General features: G+C 43.1%; 10 protein-coding genes, 1 tRNA gene and 1 pseudogene. 3 read left to right on the top strand and 9 right to left on the bottom strand.

The genetic code is table 11. The features are described 5' to 3' along the window. Window positions 1-142: 142 nt before the first annotated feature. Window positions 143-1,243: an AimR family lysis-lysogeny pheromone receptor gene (locus SB24_RS00150; RefSeq protein ID WP_032858781.1), complete on the bottom strand. Its 1,101-nt coding sequence runs from the start codon at window positions 1,241-1,243 to the stop codon at window positions 143-145. 239 nt (window positions 1,244-1,482) lie between these two features. Between SB24_RS00150 and SB24_RS00145 the strand changes: the two genes are divergently transcribed. Next, window positions 1,483-2,595, top strand: a complete 1,113-nt coding sequence (locus tag SB24_RS00145) for a site-specific integrase (RefSeq protein WP_039251237.1) — start codon at window positions 1,483-1,485, stop codon at window positions 2,593-2,595. Window positions 2,596-2,753: 158 nt separating this feature from the next. Here the strand turns inward: SB24_RS00145 and SB24_RS00140 are convergent. The 3 genes from SB24_RS00140 to SB24_RS00130 form a co-directional block, all read right to left on the bottom strand. Next, window positions 2,754-2,826: transfer RNA gene (locus SB24_RS00140), tRNA-Arg, on the bottom strand. Between the two features lie 42 nt (window positions 2,827-2,868). Then, window positions 2,869-3,414 (bottom strand): site-specific integrase, encoded by a 546-nt coding sequence (locus tag SB24_RS00135; RefSeq protein ID WP_003153850.1) that lies wholly within the window; start codon window positions 3,412-3,414, stop codon window positions 2,869-2,871. 314 nt (window positions 3,415-3,728) lie between these two features. Further along, window positions 3,729-3,959 (bottom strand): excisionase family DNA-binding protein, encoded by a 231-nt coding sequence (locus SB24_RS00130; protein ID WP_003153848.1) that lies wholly within the window; start codon window positions 3,957-3,959, stop codon window positions 3,729-3,731. Window positions 3,960-4,202: 243 nt separating this feature from the next. Here SB24_RS00130 and ggt point away from each other — a divergent pair, with 243 nt between their 5' ends. Beyond that, on the top strand, window positions 4,203-5,978 hold the full coding sequence (ggt, locus tag SB24_RS00125) for a gamma-glutamyltransferase (protein WP_007407357.1): 1,776 nt from the start codon (window positions 4,203-4,205) through the stop codon (window positions 5,976-5,978). Between the two features lie 44 nt (window positions 5,979-6,022). On the opposite strand, the gene SB24_RS00120 is transcribed toward ggt, so the two are convergent. The 4 genes and pseudogenes from SB24_RS00120 to SB24_RS00105 all read right to left on the bottom strand — a co-directional run bounded on the left by SB24_RS00120 (window position 6,023) and on the right by SB24_RS00105 (window position 8,839). After that, window positions 6,023-7,198, bottom strand: a complete 1,176-nt coding sequence (locus SB24_RS00120; RefSeq protein WP_039251236.1) for an MFS transporter — start codon at window positions 7,196-7,198, stop codon at window positions 6,023-6,025. 143 nt (window positions 7,199-7,341) lie between these two features. Then, entirely contained in the window at window positions 7,342-7,644 is a 303-nt protein-coding gene (locus tag SB24_RS00115; protein ID WP_003153841.1) for an ArsR/SmtB family transcription factor, read from the bottom strand. Between the two features lie 46 nt (window positions 7,645-7,690). Next, window positions 7,691-7,921, bottom strand: a pseudogene (locus SB24_RS19300) (His/Gly/Thr/Pro-type tRNA ligase C-terminal domain-containing protein); the annotation flags it as partial. A 51-nt stretch (window positions 7,922-7,972) separates the two neighbouring features. After that, window positions 7,973-8,839, bottom strand: coding sequence for a LysR family transcriptional regulator (locus SB24_RS00105; protein WP_039251232.1), 867 nt, complete (start codon window positions 8,837-8,839; stop codon window positions 7,973-7,975). A gap of 118 nt (window positions 8,840-8,957) precedes the next feature. On the opposite strand from SB24_RS00105, the gene SB24_RS00100 reads away from it, so the two are divergent. Next, a complete protein-coding gene (locus tag SB24_RS00100; RefSeq protein ID WP_039251230.1) occupies window positions 8,958-9,938 on the top strand; it encodes a zinc-binding dehydrogenase in 981 nt (326 codons plus the stop codon). Between the two features lie 323 nt (window positions 9,939-10,261). On the opposite strand, the gene gltD is transcribed toward SB24_RS00100, so the two are convergent. Continuing rightward, entirely contained in the window at window positions 10,262-11,743 is a 1,482-nt protein-coding gene (gene gltD / locus SB24_RS00095; protein ID WP_039251228.1) for a glutamate synthase small subunit, read from the bottom strand. Window positions 11,744-11,749: the final 6 nt, after the last annotated feature.

Genomic DNA, 11,749 nt, shown 5'->3' with positions numbered 1-11,749 from the left:
TGCCTACTCTTATCTCAGTCGTTTGAAAACTTCCGCCTGCTTCAGAATGGTTTAACGAAACACCCACAAAAGCAGTAGTCAGTATACCGAACGCTAAAACTAAGGTCAATGACATTTTTCTCATCTGCAACACCTCCCACTTCTAAATATTAAAATTAAATCCTAATTTTATCAAGTCAATTTTAGGAAGAGTTGCTCTAAATTGATCTTGCTGTTGAGAAAAATAATAAAGGGATAGCAATAATTTTTCAGCGTTTTCTTCTCTTTTCCCATCAAAAAGAAGAGCATATTTTTTATAAAAGGAATCCGAATAGAAAGAGTTTAATGGGTCGGATCTTCCTAAAGCCTTTGCGAATTCAGTCACTTGAAACTCCTTTGAAATTTCTTTGTTCCAATAATATTGTAATATGGCTATTTCCTCTTTATTCTGGACCATTTCCTCACTGCGATCAGGGAAATTTGCAAGTAAGTTCAAACACCTCAAATAGTACCTATAAGAATGGCAATATGATTCATTCATATAAGACAATGCCAATATGTACAAAGCTGTCATATTCAAATTGATACTGAGGTCTTTTTCAAGGAGAGAGAAGGCCGCCTCTCTCGCCTTATTAACGTCGTTGTTTTGTTTTAAATATATATTCACTAAGACTTCTTCTATACGAGCAGTAAATGCGATTTTCAAAAATGGATCTGATAAATTTTTAATAAGACTTCGAATGGATCGAATATGGTATAGAGTGATCTCATACCTGCCATTATAAAAGTACCCATACATTTCTAGTATACTCAACAACGTTCTCATTTCGTCACAAGAAGGACTAAACTTCTTTAATCCTTCGGTATACTCAATATTCCCAAAAGAGAATCTTGAATTAAGAATAAATCTATAAATATTAGACCATTGATCGTATTTGCCATCCCTTTCAATCTGGGCGCTTATCAATGCCTCTATAACAGAATATAATTGCTTAGTGTAGCAATATTCCAAAGCAGAAGCATAATTTTTCTTTTTCACTCCAGTTAAGCAGTGCTGTTCCATCAATGCAGTTTCATTTTCTGGATCAACATACCTTATGATCTCTCGAACCATCCAAAAATTAATTTCTTTTCCGCTAAGAAACTTACTTAAATAGCCTTCGCTAATCCCGATTTTAGCAGCTATAACATTCTGCTTTTCATCAGAGGATTTTATTAATTCTTTTAGATGGATCCTTATATCTCTAGCTGCTACTGTTTCCATATGATCACCTTTTCACCTCAAATTTAACATAATCACAAAGAAAATTTTGTCGAACGATGGCGATAAGATTTAGAATTTTTTGATTTTTTACGTTATAATTTATTCCTCTCAATACTTATTATAACTTATTTTACAATGGTTAACTAATCGAAAAGCCTTATTTGGGACAATCTTTTAAATAAATTAAGATAGTGCTATCTTATTATTGAGAACTAAAGTTCCCCTATAGGAGTGAAGAAATGGCTAGTTTCCTAAAACGCGGTAAAACGTGGCAGTATTGCGTTAGCGCTAAACCCAAGCCCATCAGGAAAGGCGGTTTTAAAACTAAGAAGGAAGCTCAAGTAGCTGCCACAGAGGTTGAAGAAAGATTGAGGAAATATAAAACGCCGGGCACTACAAAAGTCCTCTTTGATGAATACTTTAAAAGTTGGGTAAATGTTTATAGAGCTGATATTAGCGCTATCACTCGTGAAGGTTACTATATTACACTTGGAGAAATTTCAGAGAATTTTGCAGGCAGATATATCAATGACATTACTAAACGAGAATATCAAGAGTTTTTAAATAAGTTTGGAGCTGAACACGCAAAAGAAACTGTTAGAAAAATAAATACGCACATTAGAGCTTGTGTGCTAGAGGCAATTGAAGAAGGAATTATTCAGTTTGATTTTACCAGGAAAGCAAAATTGACTGGAAGTGTGGAATCAAAACGCCCCGAAGAAAAACACTTGAATTATGTTGAAAGTCAAAAGCTTTTAAATGAATTATATGTGCGCAAGGATCAGTCTATCGGATATTATTTATTAATACTGGCCCTAACTTCAGGAATGCGATTTGCAGAAATTGTAGGGTTAACACCTGAGGATTTCAACTTTAAATTAAATGAGATTACAATCAACAAAACCTGGGATTATAAAAAAGGAACGGGTTTTGCTACGACAAAAAATGCGTCTTCGAATAGGACCATTAAAATGGATTCTAATACAATGGGTTTATTCAAAAAGCTGTTTGCAGAATCTGAAATACCTGATAACATACATAATCTTGTATTTTATAGTCCTCGCAGCTCTAAGAAAGTCATCACTAACGAATTTGTCAACAAAATATTGAAAAAGACATTAACAGACTTGAAAATAGAATCAATTTCGATACATGGATTGAGACATACACATGCCAGCGTGTTGCTCTATAAAAAGATTTCAATTTATTATGTCTCAGAGCGTTTAGGTCATGCCAAGATAGATACCACGCTTAATTATTATTCACATATAATTAAAGAACTCCGTGAAGAAGATACACGAAACACCCTTGATCTGTTTGAAAAAATGCCAGACGTGAAAAAATCTGTTTAGAAATGTGCAAAATTTGTGCAAAAAAAAATAAAATCATATCGTTTTTCAGCGGGTTCATACACAAATAAAAAACTTACAAAAACGAGAAAAACCCTTGTGTAACAAGGGTTTTTCTGTTTTGCCGACATTATTAATCTGCACCTATCTTATGCTGGAAACGCTCTAGGAGAGATTCGAACTCCCGACCTGCAGTTTAGGAAACTGCTGCACTATCCGCTGTGCTACTAGAGCCTGCTTCTATTATAGTAACGCTGGCGGCCGTTTTTTTCAAGCCTACAGCCCTCCGAACACTTTATAGGCGGCTCTCGTCGTATCTTCATCTATTCCGATATAACGCATTGTAATAGACGGAGAAGAATGATTCAAAATCCTCTGCAGTTCAGCAATGTCTTTTGTCCTCTGATAAAAATGATACCCGAACGTCTTTCTAAGCGTGTGCGTTCCGATTTCTTCCAACCCGCAAGCGGCAGCCGCTTCCTTTAATATTCTGTATGCCTGAATCCGGGATATGGGCTTATTCGTCCGTTTCGATTTAAACAAATAGTCATCCTCTTTCATGTCTTTTGTATAAGCGTATATGTCGGCCTTTAAAGACTCCAGTATCAGAATTTTTCTTTTCTTTCTCGTTTTGCTTTCGGTTGCCCACACATGGTCTTTGTTCCTGACATCCCTCACGCGAAGCGGCAGAACATCAGAAATCCGCAGTGCGCTGTTCATGCCGAAAATAAATAAAAAATAATCACGATCACTTTTCTTCATTAAATACTGTTTGACTTCCTGGATCTTCTCCAAACTTCGGATCGGCTGTACGATATGCATCAAAAAACCCCTTATAATAGTAAAGTAACATATTGAGATTTATGTTACTATTATAGACGAAACCCGTTGAATGATAAAGGATAAAGGGTCTTATGTAACATAATATACATAGTGTTACATAAGGTGAATCAGATACACAGTTTCAATAAATTCTTCAAAAACATCATTTCCAGCCCGGTGACAAGCTTTTAAACAAATAGAGACCCAAGGCATTAAAAAACGAAAACAACGTCCTTAAAATGAAATCTGAGCATCCGTTTTTTTGTGAGCAACCGAAAAAAACGGAAAAAAAAGACACAATATGAAATTGTGTCCTAGTCTTCATCTTTTACATCAATGTCTTCAGGAAGCGGCTCATTTAAAAACTCTTGAATCATTTCCTTATATTTTTCCAGCTGTTCGAGATGGGTTTGAAATTGTTCCTTGTTGATTAAATATTGCTGCCCGTCATGGACGGCCCTTATTTTATTCGTCAAAACAAGATTGTGCACATATTCTTCAGGAAGACTGGTAAACTCAGCTGTCTCTTTGATCGTTAAATACATGGCTCACGTTCCTTTCATATGTCATGTGAGTGAATTCTGTTTTGTTTATTGTAGCTTATTTTTTGTCTTTATGCTTGTTTCACAGCTTTTTCAGTCCGGTTTCCCATTTAGCCTATTTGCGACTGATTACATTCACACAGAAACTCCGGCTTTTTGCGCACCGGACTATTCCGTTTGTCACTTGTGAAAACAGCACATTTTACTTACTCTATAATTGTAAGCGGAAAACAAAGGAGGCAGACTATGAAAAAGAAAAAGTTTATGAATCTCTGTTTTATCGTTCTGCTCAGTACGTTGCTCGCGGCCGGAAGCATCCCTTATCACGCTCAGGCTAAGAAACACCCGTTTTCCTATGACGACTACAAACAGGTAGATGTCGGCAAAGACGGCATGGTTGCCACCGCCCACCCTCTCGCTTCACAAATCGGTGCCGACGTGCTGAAAAAAGGCGGCAATGCAATTGACGCCGCGGTTGCCATTCAATTCGCATTAAACGTAACTGAACCGATGATGTCGGGAATCGGCGGCGGCGGATTTATGATGGTTTATGATGCGAAGACGAAAGACACCACCATTATCGACAGCCGGGAACGCGCACCGGCAGGCGCAACACCGGATATGTTCCTTGACGAAAACGGCAAAGCCATCCCTTTCTCCGAACGCGTTACGAAAGGGACTGCAGTCGGTGTTCCAGGAACATTAAAAGGACTAGAAAAAGCGCTCGACAAATGGGGCACACGCTCCATGAAACAACTCATCACCCCTTCCATTAAACTTGCCTCAAAAGGCTTTCCGATCGATTCGGTTTTAGCTGATGCCATCTCAGATTATAAAGACAAATTATCACACACTGCTGCAAAAGACGTGTTTCTTCCGGACGGAGAACCTCTGAAAGAAGGAGACACACTCATCCAAAAAGACTTAGCCAAAACATTTACAGCTATTAAGTACAAAGGCACAAAAGCATTCTATGACGGAGCATTCTCCAAAAAGCTTGCGGAAACAGTGCAGGAATTCGGCGGCTCAATGACAGAAAAAGATATTAAAAACTTCAATGTGACGATTGACGAACCGATCTGGGGAGATTACCAGGGCTATCATATCGCAACTGCTCCTCCTCCAAGCTCGGGCGGTGTTTTCCTGTTGCAAATGTTGAACCTCCTGGATGATTTTAAGCTTTCTCAATATGATATCCGTTCTTGGCAAAAATATCAGCTTCTCGCAGAAACGATGCATTTGGCTTATGCTGACCGCGCCGCATTTGCCGGGGACCCAGAATTCGTCAACGTCCCTCTCAAAGGCCTCTTGAATCCAGATTATATCAATGCCCGCAGACAGCTGATAGATATTGATAAAGTCAATAAAAAACCGAAAGCCGGCGACCCTTGGGCCTATCAGGAAGGTTCTGCAAACTATAAACAAGTGGAGCAGCCGACTGACAAACAAGAAGGCCAAACGACTCACTTCACGGTAACTGATCGCTTCGGCAATGTCGTATCTTATACGACAACGATTGAACAGCTGTTCGGTTCCGGCATTATGGTTCCCGGATACGGCGTTGTGTTGAATAATGAGTTAACAGACTTCGATGCGGTGCCTGGCGGCGCAAATGAAGTGCAGCCGAATAAACGTCCGCTCAGCAGCATGACTCCGACTATTTTATTCAAAAATAACGAACCTGTCCTGACTGTCGGCTCCCCCGGCGGAGCAACGATTATTTCTTCCGTCCTGCAAACGATTCTGAACAAAGTTGAGTACGGCATGGATCTGAAAGCGGCGGTCGAAGAGCCGAGAATTTACACAAACAGCATGACATCCTATCGATATGAAAAAGGAGTGCCGGAAGAAGCCCGCACAAAACTGAACGAAATGGGGCATAAATTCGGCAGCAGCCCGGTTGATATCGGGAATGTGCAAAGCATCCTGATTGACCGTGAAAACGGCACCTTCACCGGAGTTGCCGACTCAAGCCGAAACGGAGCCGCAATCGGCGTAAACTTGAAAAAATGTGAAAAATGACAAGACAAAGCCTCGTTTCTCAAGCTGAGAAACGAGGCTTTTGTTTATTCTGCACTGTATTCAGATGAGGTTTTTTCAGACGTTAATGACGCAAGCGAAAGCACGCCGCACATCGCGATGACAACACCCGCTGATCCGATCCATGTCACTGACGCAAGAGACAGATGGGTGACAACAATGCCCCCGATGCCCGCTCCGGCTGCCATAGCCAGCTGCATGACAGACTGGTTGAGGCCAAGTAATACACCCGATGATTCAGGCTCCATCGTTGCCAAATGATACTGCTGAGCAGGCCCAGATGACCAGGCGGCGAAGGACCAAAAAATAAGCACTGCCGCCGCTCCGAAAGCAGAATGTGTGACAAACGGCAATAACATGAGCATGATAGCATGAAGCGCCATTCCGCTGGTTAATGTCATACGCGCCCCCCATTTGTCTGCGCTGAAACCGCCTGCTTTAGAACCGGCAAGACTTGCAATACCGAAAATAAGCAGCAATGTACTCAGTATTCCGCTTCCGATATAAGTGACGTTCAGTAAATACGGAGAAAGGTACGTATACGCAACCGAATAGCCTCCGAGCCAAAAAAACGTAATGGCCAGCCCGACAGCCACCTTTCGTTTCTTCAAAAGAGAAAATTGCTGAATGAGCGGCACCGGTTTATCTCCTTTTATCTCAGGCAACGCGAAACGTATAATAAGCATGGCAATGATTCCGATTGCCGCAATTCCGGCGAAAACCACCTTCCAGCCAAAAGCTTCAGACACGGTTCTTCCGATCGGAACACCGATGATGAGCGCCGCCGTAAACCCCATAATGACGGTTGCGAGAGAACTTGCCTGTTTTCCCGGGGGAGCGATTGTTGCTGCGATCGTAAGCGCGGTGACCACCACAGTTCCTGCTCCAAGCGCCATGATCACCCGCGCTCCCGCAAATAAGCCGAATCCCTGCACAAGGAAAGAAATGATATTCCCGATAACAAACAGCCCCAGAGCATAAATCATGAGCTTCCTTCTGTCCAGTTTTGCTGTAAGGGCCATCATGACAGGCGTTCCGATTGCATAAACAAGTGAAAAAATCGTAATCAGCTGCCCTGCCGCTGCCACAGTAACTCCCAAGGAACCTGCAATTTTATCAAGCATCCCTGATATCACATATTCAGACGTCCCCACTAAAAAACTGATAATTGCCAAAATGTAAATCTTCCAGGTATTTTGCACCTGACACACTCCTTCATTGATGATTTATATAAAGATATATTGTGATATATCGATATAAAGAGTTGAACAAAAAGAAACAAATCGCAATATGTCGATGTGTACTCGGAAAAAGAAACTGAATCCCTCTTCTAAAGGATTCAGCCCTACATTTCGCGCTGAAAATAATCGGCCATCGCCTTTATCGCGTCTTCATCTCTTTTATAATAGGTGTATTTGCCAATCCGTTTTGTTTGGATAAGGCCCGCCCGCTGAAGGATGGAAAGATATTGAGACGCCGTTGACTGTGTCATCTGAAGCTTATCGGTGATCTGGCTGACACATACTCCGATCTCATTCATATCAATGCCATCATGCGGGGCGAAGTGACGGTCCGGCTCTTTCAGCCATTGTAAAATCTCAAGCCGTGACTCATTAGACAACGCTTTAAAAACATCAATAGGTTTCATACGCTTTATTATATCGTGATTTTACGATATGTCAATGTTGTTTTTGTTAAATCTCTATTTTTTCTTTTGCCTCTCTTATGATCCGGGAAATAAAATCACTCACATTCTCTTCAAATGTGTCTTCCCGCCCGTATTGCCGTACATGTACAGATTGATGGCGGCACTCTCGATCTCCCACAACAGCAATATACGGGATTTTTTTCATTTGTGCTTCTCTGATTTTATAGCCGAGTTTTTCATCGCGCTGATCAAGCTCAGCCCGGATACCCGCTTTCTTTTGAGAAAAACCAGAACGAAAAAAATTGGCGTACACAGCTGTCCTGTTTTCTCATCTTCCGTTCGGTAATGCTTTTAATCTATTCAGCAGTTCTTCAAACGCCGATGTCAAAAATAAATCACTCCGGTAGATAAATGATATATTCATATCCCGAAACTGTTCAGGAAGCTCATGAAGAAAAAGATTTTTCCTGTTTTGAAAATAACGGACGGCTGATGCAGGCAGAAAAGAAACCCCCATCCCCGCCTGCACCGCCCCAATAATGGCTTCCAACGTACCGAATTCAATGATTTTATGTGCGGGCACTGCCTCTTCTTTCAGTATGTTCTTTATTTTGCGGCGGTGCGAACAGCCCGCGGAAAAATAAAGAACCGGATCTCGCAACAAGTCTTGCAAACTGCCTTCCCGCTTATTTGAAACCAAGACCAATTCTTCTTGAAATACAGCGACTTGCTCAAGATCTTCGTATTCGACCGGACCATAAACAAAAGCGCCGTCCAGCTCATAATGTAAGACGTGCTGCACTAAGGTATGTGTATCACCGGTTGACAGAGACAGCTGTACTTTCGGGCAGCGGCTGCAATACTCCGTTAAAAATTGAGGGAGATGGACGGCTGCCGCCGTTTCAAGAGAACCGATTCGAAGCGGGCCGTTCGGATCGCCTGCCTCTTGCGCCGTTTTTTGCGCCTCATGCAGCAATTGAAGGATTCTGTCAGCGTCTTTCAATAAGTTTTCACCTGCGGGCGTCAGCGTCATCCCCCGATTTGTGCGGTAAAAAAGCTGTGTTTGCAATTGCCGTTCCAGCTGCTGAATCCGGTTTGTCACATTTGATTGAACATAATGCAGGCTTTCTGCCGCCTTTGAAATACTTCCTTTGCGGGCGACAGCCTGAAAAATCTTTAAGTCTCCGCTTTCCATGTAAGGGCACCTTCTTGCTATGATTTTTATTGATAGCCGGCTATCAATTTTCATTTATTTACTGCAGCTGATACAGCCTGTAAAATCTTTCTCATCAATCATAAAGGAGAGAAGAATGATGAATGCCCTTATCATACACGAAAATGGCTTTGATTTCAGGCAGGCACCTGACAAAAGGCCGGGAAACGGCGAAGTAAAAATAAAGCTGAAAACAGCCGGATTAAACCATCGTGATTTGTTTTTAATGAAAAACCACGAAACCGGAAACCATGAATTTACTCTCGGTTCAGACGGCGCGGGAATCGTAACCGAAATAGGACACGGCGTCCGGTCTCATTTACTGCATGCAGAAGTCATCATCAACCCGGTGCTGAATTGGAAGACCGTTGAGGACGTACCGGCCGTCCCTGATATTTTAGGAGGTCCGAGCGACGGAACCTTTTCACCTTATGTCATCGTTCCTGCGGAAAATGCCGTTTTAAAACCCGAACACCTGACATGGGAGGAAGCGGGCGTGCTGCCGTTATCAGCATTAACCGCTTATCGCGCCTTATTTACAAAAGGACAATTAAAAAAAGGCGAACACCTTATCCTTCCGGGCATCGGAAGCGGCGTGGCAACATACGCCTTATTAATGGCAAAAGCTATCGGAGCGACAGTCAGCGTCACCTCCCGCAGCGAAAACAAAAAACAAACCGCACTGTCATACGGTGCAGACCGGGCGATTGACAGCTACGGTGACTGGAATGAGGCGCTGAATGGCGAAAAAGCAGATATCATACTTGACGGTGTAGGCCCGGCCTTGTTTCAACACTATCTTGACATTATGAAACCGAATGGCCGGATCGTAACATTTGGCGCCAGTTCAGGCGATCAGCTCGGATTTCCTATTCGCTCGCTGTTTTTTCCGCAGATTCATATTCTCGGTACATCAATGGGAAGCAATGAGGAATTCGCGGATATGCTGGAATTGGTAAACCGCTGCGGCATCCGCCCCATTATCGACCGCATGTACCCTCTCAGTGAAGCAGCTGCCGCTTTTAACAGAATGCGGGAAGGACGGCAGTTCGGCAATATCGGCTTTCGTTTGGATGTCTAAAAAAGAGGAGCGGACCCGTCCGTTTCCTTATTTGTTTATAAGCGTTTCCGCTTGAAATTCAATATGTTTTTCTTCATCAATTAAAATCTGCCCGCAAATTGACTGCAGACACACAGAGCCCGTCAGCAGCACCGTGATCAACTGCTCAAGGCTTGCAAATCGTCTCAGTCTGCGGAAGAAAACAATCTCTCCACTCTGTAAAACAAAATTCCATATGTTATCTTCCGCGTTACCCTTATATGACCAATAAAGGAAGAAGGAGGTTTCATTCCAATACGAAAAACCGGCTGATCCCAGCCGGTTTTATAAATAAACCCCTTTATTTACGGTAAAACAGTGCTCCCCATTAAATAACTGTCGACTTCGCGCGCTGCTTCCCGGCCTTCATTAATCGCCCATACAATCAGGCTTTGGCCCCTTCTCGCATCCCCTGCGGCGAAAACACCGTCAACATTCGTTTTATAATCCCCATATGCCGCCTGAATTTTATGATTTGCCGAATCGACACCGAACTGTTTCAATAATGGCTGTTCCGTCCCTTCAAAACCGATGGCGATGAACACCAGCTGAGCAGGCCAGACTTTTTCTGTTCCGGGCAGTTCATGAAATTCATACTTTCCGAATTCGTTTTTGACTTTTTCCATTTGAATGGTGTGAATCTCTTGTAAGCGGCCCTGCTTATCGGCCACCATTTTTGTCGTCTGAATTGAATATTCTCTCGGGTCTTTGCCGAACTTTGCCTGCGCTTCTTCATAGGCGTATTCAAGGGTAAAGACGTGCGGCTGTTCAGGCCACATATTGTCGTTCGTGCGCGTTTGAGGAAGTTTAGGATGTTTCCCGAACTGGTGCACGCTGCGCGCTTTTTGGCGCAGCGCGGTTGCCACGCAGTCAGCTCCTGTGTCTCCTCCGCCGATTACGATGACGTCTTTCCCTTTAGCGTCTATATATTGTTTGTCTTTGAAGTTGGAATCTAAATAGCTTTTCGTCGCCAGTGTTAAATAGTCCATCGCATAATGGACGCCTTTTGCTTCCCGGCCTTCAATCAGCAGATTGCGCTGCTTTTGGGCGCCTGTGCACAAAATGACGGCATCAAATTGATCTTTCAGCTCATCTGCCGTTATGTCAACGCCGATTTCGGTATTTGTTACAAAATCTATACCTTCCTGCGTCAAAAGTTTAATACGGCGTTCGACGACACTTTTCTCAAGCTTCATGCTCGGAATGCCGTACATCAGCAGACCGCCGGCTCTGTCAGCACGCTCATAGACCGTTACGGAATGACCGGCTTGGTTCAGCTGATCAGCGCTTGCCAGACCTGCCGGGCCTGAACCGACGACAGCGACTTTTTTACCTGTGCGTTTCGCTGGAATTCTCGGTTGAATCCATCCATTTTCAAAACCTTTGTCAATGATCGTCCGCTCGATGTTTTTAATTGAAACAGCCGGATCTGAAATAGCCAGCGTACAAGATCCTTCACAAGGAGCGGGACAGACCCGCCCTGTGAATTCAGGAAAGTTATTCGTTTTCAGAAGGCGCTCCAAGGCTTCTTTCCAGCGCCCCCGATAGACGAGGTCATTCCACTCCGGTATCAGATTATAAATCGGGCAGCCGGACGTAAAACCGTTGATATCAGCGCCGATTTGGCAAAACGGTGTGCCGCAATCCATACACCGCGCCCCCTGCCGCTTTGACGCTTCATCTGAAAATGGAGCCGAATACTCTTTCCAATCCTTTAAGCGAGTGAGAGGGTCCCGCTCAGCCGGTTTTTCTCGTTTTTCTTCCATGAATCCAGTTGGTTTCCCCATGTTCCT

The sequence above is a fragment of the Bacillus sp. Pc3 genome (genome assembly GCF_000815145.1).
Lineage (GTDB): Bacteria > Bacillota > Bacilli > Bacillales > Bacillaceae > Bacillus > Bacillus velezensis.
Note: the sequence above shows the minus strand (reverse complement) of the source record. Positions and strands in the feature narration are given on the sequence as shown.

Bases quoted from the DNA above. Each gene is read 5' to 3' on its own strand.
- SB24_RS00135 (WP_003153850.1), bottom strand. From the start codon at position 3,414: ATGCATATCGTACAGCCGATCCGAAGTTTGGAGAAGATCCAGGAAGTC.
- ggt (WP_007407357.1), top strand. From the start codon at position 4,203: ATGAAAAAGAAAAAGTTTATGAATCTCTGTTTTATCGTTCTGCTCAGT.
- SB24_RS00105 (WP_039251232.1), bottom strand. From the start codon at position 8,839: ATGGAAAGCGGAGACTTAAAGATTTTTCAGGCTGTCGCCCGCAAAGGA.
- SB24_RS00100 (WP_039251230.1), top strand. From the start codon at position 8,958: ATGAATGCCCTTATCATACACGAAAATGGCTTTGATTTCAGGCAGGCA.
- SB24_RS00115 (WP_003153841.1), bottom strand. From the start codon at position 7,644: ATGAAACCTATTGATGTTTTTAAAGCGTTGTCTAATGAGTCACGGCTT.
- SB24_RS00130 (WP_003153848.1), bottom strand. From the start codon at position 3,959: ATGTATTTAACGATCAAAGAGACAGCTGAGTTTACCAGTCTTCCTGAA.
- SB24_RS00145 (WP_039251237.1), top strand. From the start codon at position 1,483: ATGGCTAGTTTCCTAAAACGCGGTAAAACGTGGCAGTATTGCGTTAGC.
- gltD (WP_039251228.1), bottom strand. From the start codon at position 11,743: ATGGGGAAACCAACTGGATTCATGGAAGAAAAACGAGAAAAACCGGCT.
- SB24_RS00150 (WP_032858781.1), bottom strand. From the start codon at position 1,243: ATGGAAACAGTAGCAGCTAGAGATATAAGGATCCATCTAAAAGAATTA.